General features: G+C 32.1%; 26 protein-coding genes and 3 pseudogenes. 14 read left to right on the top strand and 15 right to left on the bottom strand.

Translation table 11 applies throughout. The annotated features are described in order from the left end of the window. Positions 1 to 777 precede the first annotated feature (777 nt). Positions 778 to 1,329 carry a dihydrofolate reductase family protein gene (locus BM211_RS21265; protein ID WP_090999406.1) on the top strand — a complete coding sequence of 184 codons (552 nt, stop codon included), beginning with the start codon at positions 778 to 780 and terminating at the stop codon, positions 1,327 to 1,329. 248 nt (positions 1,330 to 1,577) lie between these two features. On the opposite strand, the pseudogene BM211_RS21270 reads toward BM211_RS21265, so the two are convergent. From BM211_RS21270 to BM211_RS21285, 4 genes and pseudogenes are all read right to left on the bottom strand, one after another. Next, positions 1,578 to 1,793: pseudogene (locus BM211_RS21270) on the bottom strand (DUF3784 domain-containing protein); the annotation flags it as partial. Positions 1,794 to 1,972: 179 nt separating this feature from the next. Beyond that, on the bottom strand, positions 1,973 to 2,209 hold the full coding sequence (locus tag BM211_RS21275; RefSeq protein WP_090999408.1) for a hypothetical protein: 237 nt from the start codon (positions 2,207 to 2,209) through the stop codon (positions 1,973 to 1,975). After that, the gene (locus BM211_RS21280; RefSeq protein WP_090999410.1) at positions 2,199 to 3,209 is read right to left on the bottom strand and encodes a ParM/StbA family protein; all 1,011 of its coding nucleotides are present in this window, start codon (positions 3,207 to 3,209) and stop codon (positions 2,199 to 2,201) included. Before BM211_RS21280 ends, BM211_RS21275 begins: the two co-directional genes overlap by 11 nt. Before the next feature lie 166 nt (positions 3,210 to 3,375). Then, positions 3,376 to 3,903 carry a DUF3967 domain-containing protein gene (locus BM211_RS21285; RefSeq protein ID WP_090999412.1) on the bottom strand — a complete coding sequence of 176 codons (528 nt, stop codon included), beginning with the start codon at positions 3,901 to 3,903 and terminating at the stop codon, positions 3,376 to 3,378. Between the two features lie 346 nt (positions 3,904 to 4,249). On the opposite strand from BM211_RS21285, the gene BM211_RS21290 reads away from it, so the two are divergent. Beyond that, positions 4,250 to 4,684 carry a helix-turn-helix domain-containing protein gene (locus tag BM211_RS21290; protein ID WP_256217181.1) on the top strand — a complete coding sequence of 145 codons (435 nt, stop codon included), beginning with the start codon at positions 4,250 to 4,252 and terminating at the stop codon, positions 4,682 to 4,684. Between the two features lie 38 nt (positions 4,685 to 4,722). Beyond that, complete coding sequence (locus tag BM211_RS21295; protein ID WP_177206979.1) at positions 4,723 to 5,175, top strand: IS630 family transposase; 453 nt, start codon at positions 4,723 to 4,725, stop codon at positions 5,173 to 5,175. Positions 5,176 to 5,187: 12 nt separating this feature from the next. Here the strand turns inward: BM211_RS21295 and BM211_RS21300 are convergent, their stop codons facing one another. Then, positions 5,188 to 6,090, bottom strand: coding sequence for a hypothetical protein (locus BM211_RS21300; RefSeq protein WP_090999416.1), 903 nt, complete (start codon positions 6,088 to 6,090; stop codon positions 5,188 to 5,190). A 355-nt stretch (positions 6,091 to 6,445) separates the two neighbouring features. On the opposite strand from BM211_RS21300, the gene BM211_RS21305 reads away from it, so the two are divergent. After that, a complete protein-coding gene (locus tag BM211_RS21305) occupies positions 6,446 to 6,712 on the top strand; it encodes an RNA chaperone Hfq (protein WP_090999417.1) in 267 nt (88 codons plus the stop codon). A gap of 312 nt (positions 6,713 to 7,024) precedes the next feature. Here the strand turns inward: BM211_RS21305 and BM211_RS21310 are convergent. The 3 genes and pseudogenes from BM211_RS21310 to BM211_RS21325 all read right to left on the bottom strand — a co-directional run. Continuing rightward, positions 7,025 to 7,267: pseudogene (locus BM211_RS21310) on the bottom strand (DDE-type integrase/transposase/recombinase); the annotation flags it as partial. A gap of 263 nt (positions 7,268 to 7,530) precedes the next feature. Next, the gene (locus BM211_RS21315) at positions 7,531 to 7,938 is read right to left on the bottom strand and encodes a GNAT family N-acetyltransferase (protein ID WP_090999419.1); all 408 of its coding nucleotides are present in this window, start codon (positions 7,936 to 7,938) and stop codon (positions 7,531 to 7,533) included. Between the two features lie 451 nt (positions 7,939 to 8,389). After that, positions 8,390 to 8,665: a hypothetical protein gene (locus tag BM211_RS21325; RefSeq protein WP_256217182.1), complete on the bottom strand. Its 276-nt coding sequence runs from the start codon at positions 8,663 to 8,665 to the stop codon at positions 8,390 to 8,392. A 269-nt stretch (positions 8,666 to 8,934) separates the two neighbouring features. On the opposite strand from BM211_RS21325, the gene BM211_RS21330 reads away from it, so the two are divergent. The 6 genes from BM211_RS21330 to BM211_RS21360 all read left to right on the top strand — a co-directional run bounded on the left by BM211_RS21330 (position 8,935) and on the right by BM211_RS21360 (position 13,734). Further along, the gene (locus BM211_RS21330; protein ID WP_090999421.1) at positions 8,935 to 9,642 is read left to right on the top strand and encodes a plasmid mobilization protein; all 708 of its coding nucleotides are present in this window, start codon (positions 8,935 to 8,937) and stop codon (positions 9,640 to 9,642) included. 17 nt (positions 9,643 to 9,659) lie between these two features. Continuing rightward, a complete protein-coding gene (locus BM211_RS21335) occupies positions 9,660 to 10,982 on the top strand; it encodes a relaxase/mobilization nuclease domain-containing protein (protein ID WP_090999423.1) in 1,323 nt (440 codons plus the stop codon). A 432-nt stretch (positions 10,983 to 11,414) separates the two neighbouring features. Beyond that, positions 11,415 to 11,711 (top strand): hypothetical protein, encoded by a 297-nt coding sequence (locus BM211_RS27640; RefSeq protein ID WP_090999427.1) that lies wholly within the window; start codon positions 11,415 to 11,417, stop codon positions 11,709 to 11,711. A gap of 1 nt (position 11,712) precedes the next feature. After that, complete coding sequence (locus BM211_RS21350; RefSeq protein WP_090999429.1) at positions 11,713 to 11,898, top strand: hypothetical protein; 186 nt, start codon at positions 11,713 to 11,715, stop codon at positions 11,896 to 11,898. Positions 11,899 to 11,999: 101 nt separating this feature from the next. Then, entirely contained in the window at positions 12,000 to 13,181 is a 1,182-nt protein-coding gene (locus BM211_RS21355; RefSeq protein WP_090999431.1) for an FtsK/SpoIIIE domain-containing protein, read from the top strand. After that, the gene (locus tag BM211_RS21360) at positions 13,120 to 13,734 is read left to right on the top strand and encodes a replication-relaxation family protein (protein ID WP_090999434.1); all 615 of its coding nucleotides are present in this window, start codon (positions 13,120 to 13,122) and stop codon (positions 13,732 to 13,734) included. The genes BM211_RS21355 and BM211_RS21360 overlap by 62 nt, the downstream gene beginning before the upstream one ends. A 6-nt stretch (positions 13,735 to 13,740) precedes the next feature. Here the strand turns inward: BM211_RS21360 and BM211_RS21365 are convergent, their stop codons facing one another. Then, positions 13,741 to 13,971 carry a helix-turn-helix domain-containing protein gene (locus tag BM211_RS21365; RefSeq protein ID WP_090999436.1) on the bottom strand — a complete coding sequence of 77 codons (231 nt, stop codon included), beginning with the start codon at positions 13,969 to 13,971 and terminating at the stop codon, positions 13,741 to 13,743. A 600-nt stretch (positions 13,972 to 14,571) separates the two neighbouring features. Between BM211_RS21365 and BM211_RS21370 the strand changes: the two genes are divergently transcribed. Then, entirely contained in the window at positions 14,572 to 15,045 is a 474-nt protein-coding gene (locus BM211_RS21370; protein WP_090999438.1) for an endonuclease domain-containing protein, read from the top strand. 99 nt (positions 15,046 to 15,144) lie between these two features. On the opposite strand, the gene BM211_RS21375 is transcribed toward BM211_RS21370, so the two are convergent. Then, positions 15,145 to 15,354: a hypothetical protein gene (locus BM211_RS21375; protein ID WP_090999440.1), complete on the bottom strand. Its 210-nt coding sequence runs from the start codon at positions 15,352 to 15,354 to the stop codon at positions 15,145 to 15,147. 441 nt (positions 15,355 to 15,795) lie between these two features. Here BM211_RS21375 and BM211_RS21380 point away from each other — a divergent pair, with 441 nt between their 5' ends. Together BM211_RS21380 and BM211_RS21385 are read left to right on the top strand one after the other, a co-directional pair. After that, the gene (locus BM211_RS21380; RefSeq protein ID WP_090999442.1) at positions 15,796 to 16,680 is read left to right on the top strand and encodes a protein kinase family protein; all 885 of its coding nucleotides are present in this window, start codon (positions 15,796 to 15,798) and stop codon (positions 16,678 to 16,680) included. 200 nt (positions 16,681 to 16,880) lie between these two features. Further along, the gene (locus BM211_RS21385; RefSeq protein ID WP_090999444.1) at positions 16,881 to 17,072 is read left to right on the top strand and encodes a hypothetical protein; all 192 of its coding nucleotides are present in this window, start codon (positions 16,881 to 16,883) and stop codon (positions 17,070 to 17,072) included. 368 nt (positions 17,073 to 17,440) lie between these two features. Here BM211_RS21385 and pyrH read toward each other — a convergent pair whose 3' ends face one another. After that, positions 17,441 to 18,202 (bottom strand): UMP kinase, encoded by a 762-nt coding sequence (pyrH, locus tag BM211_RS21390; RefSeq protein WP_090999446.1) that lies wholly within the window; start codon positions 18,200 to 18,202, stop codon positions 17,441 to 17,443. A 345-nt stretch (positions 18,203 to 18,547) separates the two neighbouring features. On the opposite strand from pyrH, the pseudogene BM211_RS21395 reads away from it, so the two are divergent. Further along, a pseudogene (locus tag BM211_RS21395) lies at positions 18,548 to 19,985 on the top strand (IS4 family transposase). Positions 19,986 to 20,472: 487 nt separating this feature from the next. On the opposite strand, the gene BM211_RS21400 reads toward BM211_RS21395, so the two are convergent. From BM211_RS21400 to BM211_RS21415, 4 genes are all read right to left on the bottom strand, one after another. Then, entirely contained in the window at positions 20,473 to 21,495 is a 1,023-nt protein-coding gene (locus tag BM211_RS21400; protein WP_090999448.1) for a sensor histidine kinase, read from the bottom strand. Beyond that, complete coding sequence (locus BM211_RS21405; protein ID WP_090999450.1) at positions 21,492 to 22,163, bottom strand: response regulator transcription factor; 672 nt, start codon at positions 22,161 to 22,163, stop codon at positions 21,492 to 21,494. The genes BM211_RS21400 and BM211_RS21405 overlap by 4 nt, the downstream gene beginning before the upstream one ends. Positions 22,164 to 22,244: 81 nt before the next feature. Next, complete coding sequence (locus tag BM211_RS21410; protein WP_090999452.1) at positions 22,245 to 24,236, bottom strand: FtsX-like permease family protein; 1,992 nt, start codon at positions 24,234 to 24,236, stop codon at positions 22,245 to 22,247. After that, positions 24,226 to 24,993 carry an ABC transporter ATP-binding protein gene (locus BM211_RS21415; RefSeq protein ID WP_090999454.1) on the bottom strand — a complete coding sequence of 256 codons (768 nt, stop codon included), beginning with the start codon at positions 24,991 to 24,993 and terminating at the stop codon, positions 24,226 to 24,228. The genes BM211_RS21410 and BM211_RS21415 overlap by 11 nt, the downstream gene beginning before the upstream one ends. Positions 24,994 to 25,256 lie beyond the last annotated feature (263 nt).

A 25,256-nucleotide genomic window follows, 5' to 3' on the forward strand; every position in this document is an offset into this window, starting at 1 on the left:
TCAGAATGCATCATATAAGCGTGTATTAGAGGAATTGGACAACGTTTCTAAGCAATTGACAACGCTACTATACAACCAAACGTTATTAATGCAGGAAATACAGGAATTGAAAAAAGGTAAGGTGACGATATGAAAAATAAATATGTGATCATCGGCATAGCGTTTTGCGTGGCCACGGGTTTCGTAGCAACAAACATAATTGTAGATAAACACTGTCAGCGGCAGGGCGGACCAACACAAGATGGTTTACACAATTGGCATAAAACAAAAGATCAGTATTGTGAATGATTGTTATGGTACTTTATTTTTGGTGATGAGTTTTGGGGCTGATTTTTAACTGTATTTCATTCTAATTTAGTAGAAATAAATAAAGTTCCACAAACGACCGTTTTTGTTTTTTTTAAGAAAAAAAGTCTGGATATGCTAGACTCTTTTTCTTAAGATAGTTTATTAATGGAGTGTTTCCATATCAAAACTACTATTACTTCCCCACATAAACATACTTCATAGATAATACTTGCAATATTCCCGAAGATTTCTAATCCAAAAGGTGTTGATTTAAAATAAAGTTCGATTATTTATAATAAAGATTGATAACTTGTAAAAAAGTTTGATAAAAAGATCCGTTTTGTAGAGTATTTCTTTGTTCCACAAGCGGGCCATTTAATGGAATAAAGCTTATTGAGTTAACCGGGACAGGTTGATTAATAAGAAAAGGAAATGAAACCAGTTTTATAGAATTAATTAGGTAATTCATTTTCCTGGAGGGATAACTGAATGGCTGAATTGATTTATCATGTTGCAGTTTCACTAGATAACTTTATTGCAGATCAAGGTATGATAGATAGAAATATTAATAATTCTAGCTTTTTATTTGATGGGGATCATGTCCCAGACTTTTTATCAGATATTCATCAATACGATGCCGTATTGATGGGTAGAAAAACATATGAGTTTGGATTTCAATTCGGTGCTAAACCAGGTGAACCTGGCTATAAGGGCATAAAACATTACATATTTTCAAACTCCATGCAGTTTGAGTCAAACGAAGAGGTCGAACTTATCAAAGGTGATGCTATAGGATTTATTAAGAATCTCAAACAGCAAGGGGAGGGTAAAATTTGGCTATGTGGAGGCGGAGAATTAGCTGGGTCGTTGATTAAACATAAACTCATTGATCAATTGGTGCTGAAGGTTAATCCAATTATAGTCGGTGAAGGTATTTCTCTATTCGGAAGCGTAAGGCCACGTCTTAACTTAAAGTTAGTGGACATGAAACAGTACTCTAGTGGAGTTGTCAAACCGACTTACAATATTATTTATACTTAGGATTATCCTAGAGAACCCCTGTCTTTAATTAATTTTCAACAATAAAATTTCAACCAATTGTTCAATAAAAGGGCGCTTTAATTGAGCAGGGATCACAAAAATTATCAAATTTTTTTATAAAAGGATGATTCAATTGAATATAGAAAAAGCGTGTTTTGATCAATCTTTTTTTCAAAACACGCTTTTTCTATTTGCTCTTTTATCAAGGTTTATTAAGTTAATTTAATCAAACTTTATTCAAAAGCTACAAAAGGTAGTAAAAATGTAGCAATTCCTACTACGTAAGCAAATATACCGCATAATTTAGCTAGTTTATTTTTGTCACCAATAAAAGTTTCTTCCTGATATCCAGCAATAAGAGATAAGCGTTTTTTAATATGAATTTGATAACCACTTATCATAATAATTAAACCAACAATCGTACAAATCACCAATAAAACCACCAACTTCACTGTCCTCACCATCATTTTTATAATTTTACCATAAAAGGTTATTATTCTAGATGCTTAGCGTACGAAATTCGTGTTCTGTTGGCGAGACCCCATCGCTATCAGTATGTCCAAGTTTACTAGACCAATTTCATATATTTTGAAGTTTGCACCAGAACCGTTTAAAAGCCCTGTATAAACAGGGCTTTTACTAGTTATTCAGATTCAAAATTTCCACCACGATTTAATTTTGGACGTTTCTTCTTTTTTGGTTCTTCTTTCGTCTCAATTACTTGTGCAACAATCGGAGCTGTTCCACTAGTATGAATGTATTGTCTAATAGCTGTTCTTACCATTTCTGCCTTACGATTACGTGGTAAAGACTCTAACCATAATTTAATGTCCTTATCTAGAACATCATCATAAGACAAAAGGTACGTCTTATTCGCCATCTTCTTCGCCTACCTCGAATTTTCCGTATCTATAGAAACCTTCTACGTTTGCCGTTTGGCTTTCTTCTAATTTTGTTACTTTACCAATCCACTCTTCTAATAACTGATGGAACGTATTCGCACCACCACCAGAAACAAGTACTTCATCGAAACGGTCGAATGTTTTCCAAGCATTATTTACACCATTTACAATGAAATCATAAACTTCTTTAATTGAAGCTGATTTCTCTTCATTGAAGTCAATTGAATCCATACGTTTAGAAGCTTGATATTCTCCAATTTCAAATACTTTTTCTAATTTATAATCATTAATAGTAGCACTTGTTTCCTTCTTGATTTTAGAAACAATCGGCTCATATACATCATGCATTCCTTTTGGAACAGAAGTAGACTCTTTTTCGCGACGCAACATAGAGATTACATCTAAATCAGTTGTACCTGTTCCGATATCAATAATACCTACAATCATATCTTCATAAGAATCATCACTTACAAAACCATCTTCATCTAAGTAACGGCTCATAACTGTACCTACCGGTTGAGCAAGAACGATTACATCCACAACATTAATCGTTACTTTCTTACCATTCACTTCAATTTCGTGAGCTCCTTGGTATACTTCTTTAATTTCATCAACTGCTTTTGTCCCGATTTCTTGACTAGGAACACCAGTCACAACTAAAACTTCATCATAACTTTTTATGTTTGTTTTAACTGCCATTTCAGCTAAAGCAATCTTAGATAATGTTTTGTATTGATTTGTTTTATAACGATTTTGTTGAGCGTATGTGTTCAAAGTGTTACTCACTTTGATGATGTCATCGCCCCATACATATTCAGCGCCGTCAACTTTATATGTTTTTAACTTCATTTTACCACCAGATAGTGCTTCGCCTACATTAGAAGCAAATGAATAGATAGATGGAAGTGTCTTTTTAAACACATCTGTACGCATTTTAACAGCCCCATTCCCATGATCAATTGCAAATACTTTTGTCATTTTATTTCCCCCTAGAAAATAATTAATAATTATCTATCTGTTATATAAGAATTATGTATTTATGAGTTTATTCTAACTGAAAGTTGGTAGATTCACAACAAATGATTAATACTTATAAAATAATTATATAACAGTTATATAATTATTTAAATAAAAAAGAGACTCATCACCAGAATCTCCACCAAGACTTCTTATTCGTTGCAGCTGCTTCTAAAAGAGCTTTTTGCTCCTGCGAGTCTCTAATTGTTTGCATAAGTAATTGATCTCGTTTCTCTAATCTCTCGTCAATATATCGCTGCTGATCATCTAATTTCTTAGCCATTTGCTTTAATAGGCCATTCTGCTGCTGAATCATTTCTTTTAACTCGTTATATCGCTCGTCATGTTTCTCATTTCGCGTTATAACATCAGTATCGACATCTGCTATATCTTTTTCTTTAATCCATGTCATTATTGCGTTACAAGCCTGTTTTAATGTCATATCAGGGTGCGACTTTATTTCAATTAATTTACGTAGTGTTATAACGTCGTTATCCATGAATCCACGATGGCCATGCTCATTTTTATGAAAGTGATATCCATGTTCTTCAAGCATGATACAGTACTTACGTAAAGTAGACTCCTGGATCTTCAATAACACTGCTACGTCCTTGCTGGCATGTATAGATTGAGAGCTGTCTGTTTTATCTGTCATAGCACCATCACCTCACGTTATAACATTCGTGATAGTGAAAGAGGAATCCTTGTCTTCGCCAAAATCCCCACCTCAAAACCAATAATTCCCAAAAAGGATATTTCTATTTTGAATAATCATAATTAAATGTGATGATTTAGGTAATGGTATTATATATAACTGACTAATTTCTTCATCTTCTGTGCTTATCCGCTCCTTTTTCTTGTCCATACTGGTTCCAAGGACAAGAAAAAGGAGCGGATTATGAATGAAACGTTTGACGATTACAAATACACATGGCCTTACGGTTACTGACTTGCGGATACAAGAAAAATAGGAAAGCAATGCATTTTTTCGCACACGGATTATGGCTGTGCGTCTCGTCATGCAAGGGAAATTGGGCAAAGAAGCAGCCGAGATTTGTGGGATCCATCGCCAGTCTGTTTCCGAATACGTAAAACGGTTTAATGAAGGTGGCATGGACCTCCTTCTTGAGCGTAAAATGGCACCGGGACGCGCATGTTTTCTAACGGACGACCAACAACAGGCGCTCACAGAAATCATTCTAACAAGCACACCGACGGATCAAGGCTTGGGAAGTGCTGTGTCCTGGACTACACCAGTCATTCAGGAATATTTGCGTCGTACGTATGATGTAGAAATGTCGACTACAGGTGTTTTACGCATGCTTTGGCGGTTGAAGTTAAGTTATACCCGTCCGACCTACACACTCAAGGAGGCAGATCCCAAGAAACAGCGTATGTTCCGACATCAAATTACCTTGATTAAAAAAAACTGCTGAATGACGACATGGTTCTTCTCTATCAAGATGAGACGCATGTGCGAGCGTATCAAAGTCTACACGCTACTTGGTCACAACGGGGATCGCAAAAACAGATTCCAACTTACGGTCATCATACCAGCGTAACCGTTTTTGGAACAGTAAACGCCCAAACAGGAGAAGTAGTACACCAGACGGCGTCTTCCTGTAAACAGGAAGACTTTTTGTCATTCCTCTTCTATGTGTTAAAGCAATACAAAGATAAGTTTGTGGTCATGGCCACAGACAACGCTCGCATTCATAAAAGTAAATCCGTACAAAACTTCTTGTATGAACAGAAAGAGCGGCTGATGTTCGTATACCTTCCGCCGTACTCACCGAATCTGAACCCCATTGAGAGACTGTGGAAATGGTTAAAACAACAAGTCATTGCCAACCGATTTCATCCGAAACAAGCATCCATAAAAGAGGCGGTACAAGGCTTTCTATCAGCAAGGAAACATCTTTGGTAATTAAAAATTCGTTTATGAAGCTAACCAATCATAAAACGGAACTTTACCTGTATATTCATGTTCCGAAAGTGACTTAGCTACCATATTTCTATCCAGTTTGTCTGACTCTAATTGTTTCTTTGCATTCTCTTTAATTCTACGAAGTTCCAAATCTTCGATTTTATTAACCAATGCCGTAATTAAATAATCCCTAAAGTTAGAGATTTTCCCTTGATTGTATTTATCCATTACTTTTCGTAAAACAGATTTGAAGCTTCTATCTGTTAATTCATCTTTTGTAGCTTCTCGAAGAGTATTAACGATTAAATTTAATTGCTCTTCAGTTAAGGAAGGAGAAGAGAAGCTTCGCTTATCATCATCAAGTTTTGCTATATCATTTATATATGTTTTGGTATTTTCTTTTTTGGTATTTTCTCTTTGGTTATTTATATTGTACTGACTTTCCGGATTCGGGTTTTCCACATGCGGATTTTCAGGAAGTGGATTTTCGGAGCCCTCCGAACGTTCGGAAACCATTTCCGGATTTTCAGGAAGAGGCTCTCCGAACTCTACACGAACCGTATAATCTTGTGTTTTTAGTTCTTCTAGAGTTTCTTCTAACATTTCAGCTACATCTTCTTTTATCTGTCCATAAATGTAAATTTGTTGTATGAACTTACCCTTTTCTAAAACTTTAACACGGGCAACATATTTATTATGTATCAATTCTTTAAGTGCGTTATAATGTGCATCACGTCCGTTTTTAGAACGTTTAATAATGTCTGGCATATTAACCTTCCAAACTCCATCACGATGCGAACAGAACTGAATTAAAAGGTATTTCGCCATTCCAGTTAGGTTACAATCATCTAATAGTGCATTTTCCACAATACTGTGCCCGCGTTTCCGAGCGTGTTTAAAAACATCATTAGTCATAATAAAAAATCCTCCATTTTCCTCCCCGGCTTAAAATTGGGTATAGGAAAGTAGAGGATTTGTATTTACGTTTTTTTGAAGTTATGATACTATCGTTATAGATAGTATTAACTTAATGACGTAATTTACAAAACCTCTGCTTTTGGAGTTTTTAAATGGTGGTCTGGCGGCCAACCTCTACCATCTAAAAACTGAGCCGGGGGTTTTTTAATTTTATATAAAGTTATTTGTTTGAAAATCTATGTATCTATCCTTCATCATAGCAGAGATTTGCTGAAAAAAGAAGGGTAAAAGAGAAGACCGTCGTTTGATGGTCTTTTTTTGTTATACTTGAACCAAAAGGGGGATGAAGATCATGCATATGTTTTTTGATAGTATCTTAATGTATCTAGAGCATTATGAAATACAGTGTACGTTTGTGTTGAGTAATAGTAAGTCATTAAAGGGAAAAGTAGTTGGAAGAGAACAATATATGATTTATGTTGAGACTGATGAGAAACAACACTTTTTGTTTAAATCTAGCATTGTAGACATTATTCCAAATGAAAAGTTAGATTTACAGAAGGTTAAAACATCTGTAAAAAATCATTTATCCAAGAAAAAAGAAATGGTAACGAAATAATATATAGGATCTCTGCACAATGTGTGGGGATTTTTTCATAAAGAAAAGACACTCTTATGAGTGCCTTTATTTGACTTGATAACCACTTTAATTTCAATAATACTTACAAGTATATCGTATTCCTATCCAACTACCATTTTACTATATTTATATATTGTTGTATTAGGGAAGATAAATTTAAATTAGTACTTTGTTTACTTTATTTGTTCTAGATTCTTCGATTTGTTTAGATTTATTTTTAATTTCATCGGTAATTACAGTTCTGGTGCAAATATATGAAGAAGAACATGGATGGTAGTAGATTCTCGTATTTTATGCTATAAGTCCAAACACTTGATGAATAAACTCTTTCTGACTTTGGACAGACTGATTCCGTAAATCAATCTGTCCCTTTTTTATCATATGCATGGATTCCACCCCACTCAATATAAACGTTACTGTTTTAAATGATTTGAATCCCAGCATAGAGCGTGCACGTTTCTTAATAAAACGATGATCTTGTTCTACTATGCTATTCAAGTACTTTTGTTGTCTAATTTGCATACCATCAGGTGTAACTTTGAAATGAAGTTTGTTTAAAAACACCTCGTAATCCCAAGTTTGACGATAAATAAAAAGAATCCATTTTGAAAAAAGACTGATCAAAATGGATTCTTTTTCAGCAGATTTAATTTTGGTTTTTATAAAAAAGTTTGATCATTTCTACCTATGTTGAAGATTATTGCTTATTCAATATAAGCATCTGTTAATTCTACAAGGGGTTTTGGCGGAAAATTACGATTTTTCTACCAAGGCCCCTACAATAAATTAATTTAAATTTATCGATTTATATTCTTTGTCATACCAATGGTAAATTTCTTGAATCCAAAAGTTTCATAATATGTTTCCAAACTTTCTACACACATAAGTTGAGGAATTACTCGATTTTGCTCACAATGTTGAATAATTCGATTCACCATTTCTTTTCCGATTCCCTCAGACTGATAGCTTGGTAGCACACCCACTCCACATACAATTCCAGTAATTACACCATCCGAAATAACACGTCCCATACCTACTAATTGTTGCTTATCAAAAGCATATATTGCATACCAACTTTGATTACAAATTTGTTCCAATTCATTAACTGTTAATTTAAGTGAATTCCATTCTAAAGATTCATATAGGGTTAGTAATTGCTCAAAGTTATCAGGGGGCTCAATCGTATAATGTATAGATTTCTCCATATAATCACCTCCTGACTTTTGTATATTACATTTAGCATTAACACATAAATTTATATTTTCACATAGCCTCTTCCATTAACTTGTCCCCATTACTTGAAGAAGAAACCGCACTATCATTGTTCCAGTAACGCGCCCGATTGTTAAACCATCCAACATTGTTTGCGAACTACAGTAATAATGTTTTCTTTAGGAATTTCTTCTTCTGATGTAGAATTTTTATCATAGGGTTCTTTTACTTCTTCAGCTTGTTCTTTTGTTAAATCTTCACGAACTTCTTCTAAATCTTTTTCTACTTTTTTAACTTCTTCATTTTCTAATACTGCAATTTTTTTTCAACTACATTTTTTAATGCTTTTTCAATTACATTTGCTTGTGCTGCGGAAAAGAAGAAAGAATAATCCTATTTACCATTTCTCACAACGGAAAAATCCACGCCTAATTTTTAAAATTCTTATTGATAATCGCGTAATTGCTGCTTAGTTAAATTTTCATCTAAAGCAATTACGCCACCACTTTTTTCATGCTTTTTAATAAGCTCGTCGATTTTTTGCTTACCATCTTTGGTGTTTTCATCAAGAATATAATCTTTTGGATCTTGTTCTTTATTTTCCAGTAACTTTGTTAATGCTTCTAAAAGACGTAATAAAGCTTGCTCTGATAATTTTATGGTTTGTGCTACAACTTCCATTGCGACCGGTGTATGTTCATCTACAGAAACCATTTTCATACCAACCCCTTTATAAATTATTTTACCAAATTACACCATATATAAGCTAAAGATGATATAATTTTCAGAAAAATTTATTGAGGCTTTAGCAAAAGGCAAGCTACGGGTTTGGCATGCCAAACCCCAAAAACGGTGTTTTTGACTTGGTAGGAGATTCCTACGACCTTTACAAATATATATAAGCGATTTTTTCAAAATCACTTATATATTTGTTGTCGCTTCGCTCGATAAAATGTTAAATAAAATAAATTATCAGGAGGAAATAAAATATGGTTAGAACTAATACTTATTTTCAAATGAGATTAACCGAAGATGATAAAGAATACATTAAAAATAAATCTGAAGAATTGGGCTATAAAAATGTTTCAGCTTTTCTTATTGATTCCGCAAAATCACATTTCAAACTTGAAGTGGATATGAAAGCTTATAGAGATTTAACTAAAGAAATAAATTACATTGGTAAGAACATAAATAGCCTAATTAGAAGAATCAATACAGATGGAATTTATACTGATTATGATATTGATTTTTTGAAAATTAATCAGAAGAAAATCATAAAATTAATCAATAAAGAATATGACCGATTAATTGATTTAAAAACTAAGTTTAATAGCGATAGCTTGAGTAAAAAACAGAAGGAAAAGTTAATAAAATCATTATCAGAAAATCAAATCAAGATACCAAAAAAATTAGTATTAGAAGAAGTGTATGAAAAGATAAAAGAAGATTTTGTTTATATTATAGAATGTATAGAAAACTCTCCTGAACAAGATGAGGTAGTAACAGAATACGTATGGAAATATTTATATGGAGATACGCTTTATAAGTTAGGTGATGACCAATTAATAAAATTGGCCGATAGCATTTTTATTTTTGCACAGAAATTGAAATTTAAGTTATCTAAACTCGATAATGTTTTTTCAGATGATGATTGGTTTGAACTGAAAGATATATTAGATGAATTTGAAATTTATTAATTAAAGGATTGATTACAATGTCTATTGTTAAAATACAAAAAGTTAGGAATTTAGGGGCATTCATTAATTACGGCATGCAAGAGCATAAAACAAACGAGGAATTAGTTACATCGTATGAGTGTTCTATTGAAACAATAGAGAGAGATTTTAAAAGTGTTTTAGTTGACTACAATGAAAAGAATAATAGTAATAAAAACATGAGTGCAAGAATGATAATTCAATCGTTTGATAGTGATGATATTTTAACCCCAGAGCAAGTTCATCAGTACGGAATTGAATTTGCTGATAATTATCTGAAAGGCAATCATCAATATACAGTAATTACACATACAGAAACAGATAATTTACACAATCATATTATTTTCAATGATATTGATTTTAATAACTTAAAAATGTTCGATTCTAAGCGTGCAAATTCTTTGGATAGATTACGTCTAGAAAATGATAAAATCTCTGAAAAATATGGTTTGTCGATAATCGAAGCAGGAAGAAAAGGAAGAAAAAAATATTTAGCTTTTAACGAATATGTAGCTAGATCAAAGAAGGAATCCTTCAAAGGAAAATTAGAAGAAATAATTGATAAAAATATATCAAAATCAAATTCATTTGATGAATTTTTAAGTTTAATGCAAAAAGAAGGATATGAGCATAAACAAGGAAAATATCTATCGTTTCAGAATCCGAAGTCAGAGAAATTTATGAGGACTAAAACAATGGGGTTTAATTACCTTGAATCTTCTATCAAATACAGAATAGAAAACAAAGGTTATTCACCAATCAAAACAAGCATAATGAACAGACAATGGATAGATAAATCACAAGCGAAATTTAAAAATAATAAGGGACTTCAACGGTGGGCTACTAAACAAAATATTAATTACTTAAATGAATTAAGCTCTAAGCTATATAAACTAAATGTTTCACTTTCAGAACTTGATGAAATTGAAGCGACTAAGGAAGCGTTAATTGACAGCTTTGAAAAGCAACTTTTAGGTATTGATAATGAAATTTTTAGACTAAAGAAAATGAAGGGTTGTTTCCAAACTTATAAACAGAGTCATCCTTTAATCGTGGCGTATAAAAAAGCTGAAAATAAAATGGCGTTTAAACAAGAGCATTATCATGAATTTAAACAGTATGATGTTGCCAAGCGTGATATGAACTATCTCAAAAAGAATTATGACATAACTGATGAAGCTGAATTGCATTATAAGTTGTCATTACTGACAAAAGAACGAAATTTACTTTATGGAAGTTTAGGAAAAGAAAAAGGAGTGGAGATAGACAGACAAGAGCAACAAAGACAGCAGCAACAGCGTAAAAAAGAAAATGAAAGATAAGAAATTATAGGACATCAAAAAAAGGATATTGTATAGTACCTTGTGAATGGAATAAATAAATTAAGATGCTAGGGGGTGGGGCATTTTTGTCATACATATGGAATGAGATCTTAACGGCTCGTGAAGCGAGTATAAAGCTAGGTAAAAACCCTAAATATATATATTTTTTGTGGGTGAGACATTCAAATATGTTATTGAAGGGTAGCGTAGAAATGAAGGGTAGAGAGCTACTGATTACAAGAGACGGGTATGAATATTTAAAAATATTAGTAAAAAATTGAGTAACCTTGTTGTTTAAATACCTTTAAATTAACGTACAAGAGTAATCCATTAAATGGCACTCTTGTATTTTTTTAAGTACAAATTCGAAAAAATGAATCATCATCATATTTATTAAATGCGCCTAGAAATTTATATGGATGGTGAGGAGATGTGAGCCAATATCAAATGTTGTACAGTACACCTTATTTGTATTCTTCGAAAACCCTACGTCAAATGTTTAACAATACAAACAAGGAGGAGGATATTTGTGCTATACAAGAACACATGCTACGGCATGAAGTATACCTAGATCGACAATACAGAGGCTATTATTATTTGAGTCAAAAAATTGAAGATGATTTGTATGGGGATGAACAGGCTGTGTCCTGGAATGAATTGCTTGATGATTATCAATTGTACAAAGATTGCCAAGGAAAGCTATCCATCAAACCGAAAGGGTGGGGTTAACTTGACGATTATCGGAGAATTAGGGGTTGTTTATGGTGTTACTGGTGCTTCAGTTTTAGGAATCAAATTATTGAAAAAGAAAGGTTTAAACCTTCCAGATTGGTTGCTACGTGCGGGGCTTAAATGCCTGCTGATTGGTACAGTTTGGTACGTGCTAATAGATATACTAGATGTGTTTCTACGTTAGTATTACAACTGGTAGTTGAAAATAGTTGTAGTAATGCATCTTGATGTAGCCTTTTTTACCTGCCATACATGCTCAACTACCTAATAGGAGGCATGGAGGAGATGCTGTCACTTTTATTAATCCCAGTAACCTTTATAACAGTAGCTTATTTTTATCAAAATAAAGGGATGACTGATAAGAAAAAAATTGCAACTTTTTTTGAGATTACAAAGGTATGCGTTCAGCACAAAGGTGAACTCCAATACCCCATTTTTATAAAAGAAGTTGAAGATGACATAAGTATGAATTATGTCTACAAATTACCGCTAGGCGTACCTAGCCAACTTATTAAAAAATTAGCTGAAGTATTAGAAGAAGGATTATACAAACCTGTTAAAATTTCATTTCAACAAAGAGAGCTATATATTCGAGTATTTAAGCAACAAATACCTGAGAGGTGGAATTGGTCTAAGGATCTTTTAAAAGAGCACACATGGAGCGTTATGATAGGGAAAGCATTAGATAAACACATATATCATAATTTCGAGAAAACACCACATATGTGCGTAAGTGGCATGACTCGTTTTGGAAAGACAGTATTTCTAAAAAATATAATGACGAGTTTAATTCTACAACAACCTCAGCATGTAAAATTCCACATCATTGATTTGAAGGAAGGACTAGAATTTAGTCCTTATAAAGATCTGTCGCAAGTAGTAGAAGTTGCTGAAAATCCAGAACAGGCGTTAGAGATGTTAGTTAGAGTACGTGAAAAGATGGTGAACCAGATTGAGATAATGAAAAAGTCCTATTTTAACAATGTTGTAGACACATCAATTAAAGAACGTTGTTTCATCATAGTAGATGAAGGAGCAAATCTGTGTCCAACGCAAGGGTTACCTAAGAAACAACGGGACCTATTATATATATGTCAGGAGATGTTATCTGAGATTGCAAGAATTGGGGGAGGTTTAGGCTTTAGGTTAATTTTTTGCACGCAATATCCAACCGCAGACACCCTACCAAGGCAAATTAAACAAAACAGCGATGCAAAATTAGGTTTCCGTTTGCCAACGGCAGTCGCTTCTCAAGTAGCTTTAGATGAATCTGGTCTTGAAGAACTCCCTTCTCTTCCGGGTAGAGCATTATTTAAAACGGATCGTACAGAAGAAATTCAAGTTCCTTATTTAAAGGATAAAGATATGTGGGATTTATTGAAGCAATACAAGGTGGTGAAGCAACATGAGGCATCAAACCCTCAAACAGAAAGCGAGGCAAATCGAGATTTTATCCACTTTGAGTAAATTAGACTTTGCAACCAGAAGGCAATTGCAAGCTATTCATTGCTTAGGGAGTATTCGAAATGCAAATCGAGTACTAAAGGATCTACAACCATATTGCCATATCACTAAATTGGCTCGTGAGTATGTTTATTACCTTAATAAAAAAGGACGTGATTTATTAGGAGTGACAAAGGAAGTAAAGAAAAATAGTCAATTACAACACATATTAATGCGAAATGAAGGTTGGATGTGGCTTGGATTTCCTGAATGGAAAACGGAGCGCCCCATAGAATTTTCAATCAATGGTCAGCAACATCAAATCATTCCAGATGCAATTTACTTTGAGGATAAAGTCCCCCATTTTGTTGAAATAGACCGTATGCAACACATGAAAGCAAATGAACATAAAGTACAGTTATATGGCCATATAACAGATATCTATAAACGACAGAATGATATTGTTCCAGTAATTATATTCTTTACATTATCGAATTACCGACAATCTAAATTAGAACAATATGCTGTAAAACAAAATGTTTTCATGAGAACATTTGTTATGAATGAAATATTATAAGAGTCTTCAAATATCTATATTCCAAAAGTCATGATAATCAATGCCTTTATCAAATTTTCTCAGCGTTTTAATTATTTTAGTTGCTGATGTAAGTGTAGGAACACGATCCTTTTTATTTGCTAAATCACTTATTAATGATTTACTTAATCCGGTCTTTTGCACTAACCATTGTTGTTTAATTCCCCGACGATCTAAATAGTTGCCAAATGGAGTTCTCTTTTTACCTAACCCAAACATGGATACTCCCTCCGAATGATTATTGTGGTACTAATAGCTTGTACAAAATTCCATAAAATTAAACCTTTGTTCATAAATATGGAATTATTTCTTTTAAGAAGACATAGAATAATATAAAACAAATAAAAAAAGTTGTAATAATTTTGAAGAATATAGCATTCATAGTAATAGCTACAAGTTGCGAATAAACTGAAGTATAAATGCAACTTGTTGTAAAGTGTATGCTTAAAAAATAAAAAGCTGAAACTCCTTCTGTAAGAAGGGATTCAGCTTTTTTTGTGTTACATAGATTAGTAATTTAATTTTAATTATTCTGAAAAGACTACGGAAATATGTCGAATGCTATTCTTCTATGAGTATTTTCAATAAAGGTTTTTAAAAATTTCACGCACCATAATAGGATATAAAAAATGCAAACCTAGAATTAAAGTTCACATTTTTTACATGAATTTAATATGTTAATGTTTCTTGATATTGTTAGGTCTGAACACATAAAACATAGGTAATACTACTGAAGTAAGAACAAATGTAAAAACCTAATTAATTATTCGATTACATTTTTTCAATACAGATAAATTACTTAGGTAAGGTGGGAAGTATATGAGTGGTTTTTTAGTTGTTATAGTGGCTTTAATTTTCTTTTATGTATTGGCCAACATTACTTGGAAAAACTCCTATGATCCAGATAGCGATATGAAAAGAAAACAATGTGCAAATAACTTAGAACGAAAAGTTTATGATCAATTGCGTTACATGGGCCTTTCTCCTATTGTTCAAGAAAAGATTGGAAGATACAGGTTAGATTTTGCGATATACGGGAAAAACGGGAAAAAGTTGTGTATAGAAGTGGATGGTTACACTTTTCATAATACACCCGAGGCTAAAAGGAAAGATGCAATCCGAGATTCTTATCTAAAGAAATTAGGATGGGACATTTTGCGGATTAGTGATCGCCAACTAAAAGAAGATTTACACGCATGTATGCGGAAAATTGAAGTAAGACTTTACGAAATGGATTTACTTCCTGAAGAACATCCAAGTATGCAATTGAAATTGCATACAAAAGATGAGTAGTTTATGCTACTCATTTTAAATACAGGGTTTTAAAAATTTCACATACCATAATAGGATATATAAAATACAAACCCTGAATTAAGGTTTGCATTTTACAGTTTAGATCATAATACTATACTTTTCGTCTTCTGAAACTTGCAAGCTTGCGGAGCGAATTGAAATTTCACAATTACCTATTCTTCGTTTAATTTCTGTTTTTAATTTTTCTTTTGCGAATTCTAAAGACTGTGCTGGAACTGTTGCAGATTGTACGGTTGTTACCCTGTCGTTATACATCACGGAAAAGTCAATTTCATATTGATATATCACTGTACCATCAATCCCCTTTCCCTAGCTTACAATTAAAATATATGCAAGTACTAAGCAAAAACTTTCCACTTATTCTAAGAATCTTTTTAAACGTCTTAATATAGTTAATAACAAACAAAATGGAGTACCCCAAAAAGAACTTGTAGTGATTGCTACAAGTTCTTTTTGGGGTACTGATGGCAAAACGCTGATTTTATACGCTAAGGATATGCACGATTTCATGCAGGCTACGGGAACGGTTTGAACTAGCAAATGCTGTTGTGACAGGAATGTATGAAATTCCGCATACAGCGGAGGCAACGGAAGGCTGGAAAACTCTTGGTATGAAGAGTTTTCTGGGATTTGGTTACTGCTGATAATGAGACGTTATGTCAACCGATCATGAATAGGGTATTCATGCTTTTCCTATGTTAAATTTATATAAAAAGGAGGCATTCATTCATGGAAAAGTTACAAATCTTGTTTAATAGTTCAATCCAATCGATAACAGAATTGCATCCTGGATATGAAAATCACGCCAGTAATGTATTGTTAATTAAAACGGAAACCGAGGAAGTCATTGTACGTTCCTCACAAATGATTCAAGAACCTCATAATGACTTCTGGTGGGGGTGTAAACAGCTATTTGGGATTGATCCTCGAAATGTATTTCATTTAGAAGTCATTAATAACTCCTTAGCGGAACTAAGTTCATTTCCTGTACCAAGGGTTCTACGAAAAATGACTATAGATAATAAGGAATACGTGGTAGTAGAAAAGTTAAATGGGCATACGATACATACTTTTTTGAATCAACCATCTTCCATATTAGAAAGCTTGGGGAAAGGATTAGCACTCATCCATCAAAAAAGCTTTAATTACATAGGTAATCCATTAGGGACTCATCAAACATCTATTTACGATTTTCACAGTACGCTTATAAACATAATGCAACAGCTAACTGAGAGATTTTATAAAAATAACCAACAAATATTAGAAGTTCTTCCTGAAATACAATTGTTATTAAAAAGGATTCCTACTCCAACAGAAAGTAATTTTATTTTAGTCGATATGGATCCCACACAATTTTTAAGCAATGGAACTGAAATTACCGGATTAGTAGATACAGAAGCTTATGCTGTAGCACCTAGAGAGTTAGATTTTATTGCTTTAGAATATGTATTGGATAAGAAGAGTGCTGAAGACTTTATTAGAGGATATATATCTGTACGGGATATTCCTGATTTAACTTATGTTAGAAAACCATATAGATATTTATATCGTTTGCTATCAGTTCAAGGTTCTGTTGGTATTGAAGAATGGCTAAACCATCCGACATATTTTTAAAAACAACTTCCGGTAACTATAATTATGTGAACACGAAAGTCCTCCAGTTAAACAATCTGGAGGACTTTTAATAGTCTTCTAAATACATTGAATCCCGATAATGATGCGTCATGTTAACTTTACATGAATATCCTATTCATCCAAATTTGTACAAATCTTTTCTGTTGACTGATACAATGAAAGAAAGAGGTGAATAGATTATGGCAAAGAAAACAAATTGGCTTCAAATTGTTGGTTTAACATGGCTGGCAACCATTATATTACTTTCAACAGACATTATTAATCTAATTCCAAATCAGGTAGTTTCTCTAAGTGTTTCTGTTGTTATAGGTGTGATTGCACTAGGAGCTAATCTGACAGGACTTTACTTACTTAAAAAGAAAAAATATTGAGAGCAAATCGTGCCTCTCTCCAAATAAAGAGGGGTTTGGAATAACTTCCAATAACGGGTTTCTTTGCCCATCCCCCGAAAAAGGGGAATAAGACAGAAAATGCTAATTAATAACCTATCAGGGGTCACCATACATGCCCATCAACTTAGGGATTTTATAACGCCCCCAAAACGAAAAAAATGAGTCGAACTCTTATAAATAACTGTAAAAAGGTAAAATTTTCGTTATGGGGGATGTCTCAAAATATTATCTTAATGCGTATGTAGTGGATCACTTAATACAGCTATACAAAATAATTAATTTAATTAAAAATACATTTCATTCGTTTTTTTTATGTATTTACTATAACTTGAATCTCCAGAAAGCAATTAAAATGCTTTCCTTTTAGTTTTGTTCTCAAGCTTAGTTAATTCATGATTAATTAATGTACCTTTATGTTGTTCCCCTAGGCATACTTTTTTCATTACTCCCGGTTCATCAAAATTAAATATGTGGACTGGTAAATTATAATCACGAGCAAGCAACAATGCTGACTGATCCATAACTTTTAAATTTTTTTGAACTACGTCATTATAATTTAAATTACTGTACATTTCCGCTTCCTTATCATTCTTTGGATCACTCGTAAAGACTCCATCCACTCCTTGCTTTGCGACTAAAATTGCATCACTGTTTGTTTCTATAGCTCGTTGTACACTCGGATAATCTGTAGTGACAAAAGGCTGCCCATTCCCACCGCCAAAAATGACAATATATCCTTTATCTAAATGATGAACCGCCCGTAAACGAATGTAAGGTTCTGCTACAGCTGTAATAGGAATAGATGTCATAACACGTACTTCTTTGTCAGTTTTACTCTTTAGTACCCCTCTTAGCATTAAACTATTGATAATGGTACCTAATGTACCTATATTGTCTGCTTCTACCCTATCAATTCCCCATATGTCAGCTAAATTCCCCCTAAAAATGTTACCACCTCCAACAACAAGGGAGACTTCAATCCCTAAGTCTACAATAGATATAATTTCATTTGCTATATGTTCCAAACATTTAGAACCAAAACTGTTTCCATCTTGATCAGCAAGAGCTCCTCCACTTAATTTAATTAAAACGCGCTTGTACTGTGTCATAATTTTCCTCCTTTGAAATATCACTAAAATAAAAGGAACAAAGGCTGATGCCCCTGTTCCTTTAAAAGAAAATGAAGAATAAAAGAAATAGATTCTATGAAATCGTTCGTATACATGTTCATATCATCCACTCCTTTTCATCACACTTAATTTAGAATAAACACACTTTTTACATTATACAAAACATTTAATTATTTAATCAATATATTTTGTATAGTTCTAATTAAACATTTTACACATAGGAGTCGCCATATACGCCCATAAACTTAAGAGCATTAACTACCCCAAGGTGTACAAAAACGTTATTCTTTCTAAACAAGACTATTAGAAAGGATGACGTTTTTTATGAATCTTTCCATTCAAAGTGAGCTGCAATTATTTGCTGAAGAATTATATGAACATCTTACTCCTTCATTTCTGGAAAATCTCGCTAAAGAACTAGGGTTTGTACAACGGAAACGAAAGTTTTCTGGTCATGATTTAGCTACTATCTGTGTCTGGATTAGTCAACGAGTAGCAAGTGATTCTTTAGTGAGACTGTGTAGTCAACTTCATGCTGTTACAGGAACACTTATGAGTCCAGAAGGACTCAATAAGCGTTTCAATAAAAAAGCTGTTTGCTTTTTAAAACATATTTTCTCTTCGTTATTAAAAAGTAAAATTTGCGAAACATCAGTGATTCCTAGTTCTTCAATCGCTTATTTTCAACGAATTCGTATTTTAGATGCAACGATTTTTCAAGTGCCAAAGCATTTAGCTAGTGTGTATCCTGGATCAGGTGGTTGTGCTCAAACAGCGGGTATAAAAATCCAGTTAGAATATGATTTACACAGTGGCCAGTTTTTAAATTTCCAAGTGGAACCAGGGAAAAATAATGATAAAACCTTTGGAACAGAGTGTTTAGCAACATTACGTCCTGGGGATCTATGTATTCGGGATTTAGGCTATTATTCACTGGATGATTTAGATCAAATGGACCAACGTGGCGTGTATTACATATCACGGCTCAAATTAAACAATAGGGTGTATATCAAAAATGAATTTCCTGAATACTTTCGAAATGGGACAATAAAAAAACAATCTCAGTACATCAAAGTTGATTTAGAACACATTATGGATACCTTAAAACCAGGACAGGTCTATGAAATAAAAGATGCTTATATTGGAAAGGATAAAAAATTATTCACTCGAGTGATTATGTATCGATTAACAGAGAAACAACTTCGTGAGCGTATGAAAAAACAAGTGTACACAGAAAGCAAAAAGGGCATTACATATTCGGAAAAAAAGCAAACGATTAGCTGGCATGAACCTATATGTTACCAATACACCTTGGGAGATTGTTCCGATGGAACAAATCCATAATTTTTACTCTCTCCGCTGGCAAATTGAAATCATTTTTAAAACTTGGAAATCCTTATTTCAAATTCATCATTGGCAACATATTAAACAAGAGCGATTAGAATGCCATGTTTATGGAAAACTCATTGCCATTTTTCTATGTTCTTCTACTATGTTTAAGATGCGACAATTAATTTTACAAAAGAAGAAACAAGAATTAAGTGAATATAAAGCAATCGGAATGATTCAAGATCATTTACACATTTTATATCAAGCCATACAGCAAAACACCCAAGAAATAACAAAGATTCTAATCCGACTATTCCACTTACTCCAAAAGAACGGCCGGAAATCTCATCGATATGAAAAGAAAACAGTCTTTGATATTTTGGGTGTTGTCTATGAGTATAATGGATTGAGAAAACAGAAGAAAGCTGCATAATTTTTAAAAACGATACCTATAAAGGTTTATTTGGTATGGTCATTTTTAAAGACACGAAATATTTCAAGAGTTTTTTCGTTTATATGAACGAAAGTTCATTTTGTTTCCTCTCTTAAGTTGATGGGCATGGGGTCACCATATCAAAAAAAGAAAATTGTACGTTTAGACACAATTTGGACATAAAATATCCGATTCCTTGTATGCTAAGGGACCGGATATTTATTTTACTGTTTTATATAGCGTACAATTTCTCGCTTACGAGGTCTGTGTAGCAACCGAACCAAATCTTACGTTAAGTATTAGTGGACATCAAAAATAGTAATGACTAAACCAGATTAACATCCATCCGATTCACAATTAAATATACCAATATGTTAAATAGCTAAGTAATACAAACGGTATGAAAAGAATTTCTATTCTTTTCACACTTTTTTAAATTTGTTTATAAGTTTCATACGAAATACGTGGAAAGATGGCAGCCTCTCTTTTATAAATAAGGCTCAAAAGTTACCATACCTGACAACGGAAATATTAATGTAACTCTAGTTCCTTTATTCACTTCAGATTCAATGCCAATTTTCATTCCTAATTTTGAGCACAGTTTTTCGCATAGATACAAGCCCATTCCTGTACTTTTGCTAAATCTCCTTCCATTCTCTCCAGTAAATCCTTTTTCAAAAACTCTATTTATATCTTTAGTTATTATCCCTACTCCATTATCCTCTATAGTTAGTATTACTGAGTTAGCTTTCTTAATTGAGTATATACGTATCATTTGTTCTTTGTTATTTGAGTACTTTATAGAATTTCCTATTATTTGATTAATAATAAATTCAACCCATTTTCTATCACTATATACGATTTTATTAATATCTTTTATATCTAATTTTATTCTCTTATGAATAAAATCTCTATAATTTCTTTTAATTACAGTTCTTACTAGATCATCAAGGTCAATTGGTTTTATAATATAGTCCTTACTGACATTATTGCTTCGAGAATAATACAGCACCTGTTCTACAAACCTTTCGATTCGATCCATTTGGGAGTCTATTTTATTAGTTACTTCATTTTGATTGTTTTCAATTATTAGCTTTGTAGAAGCTATCGGCGTCTTAATTTCATGCACCCATGTTTCTATATATTCTCTATAATCCGCTTGCATATCTCTATAATATTTTACATTCTCATGCATATCTCTACTTATTTCTTTTAGTATAGAGGTAAGCTTTTCCCCATGTAGAAAGTTTGCTTCCTTTACTACCTCTGGAAGTAGGTATTTTTTCTCCAAGTTTTCTAATATGCCATTGATCTCGTTATAATAATTTTTGCATTTTATAAATTCTATAGCCATATATGAAATCAATGGAAAAAACCAAATACAAAAGACAAAGAATATTATAATGAACTGAACATTCGCAGTCAGCAATATACCTGCTAGTATAATAAATACCAGTACATTAGATAGTATTACTACCATTTTATCTTTAATAAATTCACCTGTATTCATGGCATTATATACCCTAGCTTTCTTCTTGTTTCTATTGGATTTTCTATACCTATCTCTTCAAGCTTTTTTCTTAATCTATTTATATTAACAGTTAAAGTGCTATCATCCACAAAATAATCAGATTTCCATAAGGATTCCATGAGTGAATCTCTTTTTACAATATTACCGCGATTATTTATTAAGCATGAGAGTATCTTAACTTCATTTTTAGTTAAATCTACGGACTTGTCTTGATAAGTAACCGTTGCATTCGAAAGGTTCAAATGAATGTCTTTATAATGTAAGATGTTATTCGTCTTTATGCCTCCATAAGCTCTTCTTAAAACATTTGTAACTCTTGCTAACAATATTTCTGTATTATAAGGCTTTGTTATAAAATCATCTGCTCCTAAATTCATACTCATTAGTTCATCTACATCACTATCTCTGCTCGTAACCATTATAATTGGAACATCTGAAGTTTTACGTATTTCTCTGCATATATAATAACCATCAAACACAGGAAGATTTATGTCTAGTAATATAAGGTTTGCATTCTCGTTTTCTACATATTCGATAATATGATTAAAATCTATGGGAGCCTTTACTTCATATCCATACTTTTCAAAAAAAAATTGTAACTCTTCTCTTATAATTTCATCATCTTCAATAAGAATGATCTTTTTCATGGATTTTCCCTCGCTATATAGAATATAAGGCTATTAAACCTTAAGTAACAAGATTTAATAGCCTTAATAATTATTATAAAATCAAGTATTACCTTTTACTATATTTTTATACCCGATATATGTTGTGTAGAAATATCCTGCATAAACTACAATAAATATTAGCGCTGTCATGAACGCTGAAAAACTAATATTTGTTGGTTGAAGTTCGTTTACAAAATCATTAGCTACCTTAATCCCGATTACTGAATGAACGAACGCAAGAGTAATTGGAAAACTAAAGTACACTAAGGTTTGAATGAAAATGGTTTTGTCTATCATTTTTCTGTTTGATCCAATTCTCTTCAAAGATTTATATCTTTCTATGCTGTCGCTGGCTTCTGATAATTGTTGAAGAGCTAATACAGCCATACTGGTTATTAAAAATACAATACCTACATATATCCCAACAAATAGTATAATAGTTGTTATTCCCTTACTTATTTCATAAGCTCCATCCCTTGATATGCTAGTTATACTTTTAACATTTATATTCGTACCTTTCTTATAAAAGTCTGCTGTAATTCTATCATCATCATATTTTTTATTATGTTCTTTTTTATTTCCGTCTAAATAATTTACATTAAGTACGGATGTACTAATTTTGTAGCCTGATAAAAACTCATCATTTATAACGATTGTGAATACATTATTTAACCCATCAAAAGTTTGAAGATTTTCTTGTATAACTTTAGGATTTTTTACTAGATATTCTTTTTCTTTAATATTCATCTTATTGCTATTTTTTAATCTTTCATTTATTGGATTAACCAACTCGTTATGATTTGATAAAAGCAAAACTTCATTGTTATTTAAATCGATTTCTTTTTCACCTTTAAGTGTTAAAATTTTATTGTAATCAGATACTTTAATGAAATCCACATCACGACCCCTAAATCTTTTGGGTTTTTTTGTTAAAAAATCACTGACTTTCATCCCTGTATGATATACATTATAAGATACATATTTTTCGTTATTACTTTTTTTAAAATTTATTGTATTTAATGCGTCTTCTATAGTGTAACTTTCATCATTATTTTCCAACATAACACTAGCATCAAAAGGTGTTGCTGCTTTCATTGCTGCGTCTGAACTTCTTTTTAAGCTTATTCCTGTAGATAAAACTACCATTGTAATAAATAACATTAAACAAATTAAAGATATGGATATAAAATTTGTATTAACCTTACTATTTAGTTGTTTGATGATAAATATATTTAACCCTTTAAAATAGACTTTTTTATTTTTCTTTACAACATACAATATAAATCCAGATAAGCTAAAGAAAAACAACAATGTACCTAATACTCCAAGAAGTATTGCTACTATGAGCATAGGATTTCTAAAATTTAACCCTATCTTTAGTACAGAACTATATGCAAATCCAAGTGATACCACGCATAAAATCAATGTTATTACATATATGATAGGATTTTTAAATTTTATCTCTTCGCTTTTTCTACCTGCTGTTAACATGTCAATTATTTTGTATTTAGAAACAACATATACATTAAATAACATAACAAGCAAAAACATGATTCCAAAGTATAATACAGTTTTACCTATAGCACCTGTTGAAACTGCAAACTTATATCCATCTATGGGCAAATCGAATAACTTTAATGTAAATGTAGATAATCCCTGTGATACTCCAATACCTAATATAAGTCCACTTATTAAAGATATAACGCCAACTAAAAATGTCTCTGTTACTAATATTCTGGATATATTTTTTCTTCCCATACCTAAAGTCATATATATTCCTAATTCTTTTTTACGTTTTTTAATTAAAAAATTATTTGCATAGAGTATTAAACTACCCAATATTACAGATACAAATACTGACACACCTGAGATAAAGTCCATTAAAGTGGACACATACGCTCTACCTGATCCTTCAATTTCCGTAAGTGCCTTTTGTGATTCTATCGAGTTAAAGCTATAAAATATACAAACAGCTAGTGTTAGTGTTAAGAAATATATCGCATAATCCTTAAAACTTTTCTTTACATTACCAACAGCAATCTTAGAATACATTATTATCGTCACCTCCAAGAAGGGTTATTACTTCGATAATCTTATTAAAGAATTCTTTTCTAGAATCATTCCCTCTTATCAACTCGCTAAATATTTTTCCATCTTTAATAAAAAGAATTCTACGAGCATAGCTTGCTGTAAATGCATCATGAGTAACCATTAGTATTGTAGCTTTCAAATCCTTATTTAGACTTTCAAATCTTTCAAGTAATAACCTAGCTGATTTAGAATCTAATGCTCCTGTTGGTTCATCTGCAAGTACTAAAGATGGATCTGTTACGATAGCTCTTGCCGAAGCAACCCTTTGTTTTTGTCCGCCTGACATTTGATAAGGGTATTTGCTTAATACTTGTTCAATGTCTAAATATTTTGCAACTGCTTGTATTTTGCCATCAATTTTTGAACTTTCCTCACCTTTTATTGTTAACGCTAGGGCAATATTTTCATAAGCAGTAAGGGTATCTAATAAATTAAAGTCCTGAAATATAAACCCTAATTCATTTTGTCTAAACTTATCTAGTGACTTTGATTTTAACCGAGTAATGTCACTATTATTTATTATTATTTTTCCCGTAGTAACATTATCAATCGTTGATATACAGTTCAGTAATGTAGTTTTGCCACTTCCTGAAGGCCCCATTATTCCAACAAATTCTCCCTCATCTACCTTAAAACTAATATTATCTATAGCCTTTGTTACATTATCTTTATTACCATAATATTTTTCAATTTTTTCTACACTTAATATATTTCGCATTAATACTTCTCCTTTTTCATTATAAAAATTCTTTAACTCCTATTCATTTATGTAATTCATTTTATATAATTTCATTTATAGTATCGATGGAATTACATTTCATTAACATTACATTTTTGTTATATTGAACGATACCTCTAAATGTAAGTTATCAGAAATCGCGATAGTATAAGTAAGGATTATTGGATACCTTACCAAAGAGGCAGATAAATGTAGAGGTATCTGTTCTGGTGCAAAAAACGATAAGACTTATGTAATTAGTG

Source organism: Bacillus sp. 491mf, from assembly GCF_900112415.1.
Taxonomy (GTDB): domain Bacteria; phylum Bacillota; class Bacilli; order Bacillales; family Bacillaceae_G; genus Bacillus_A.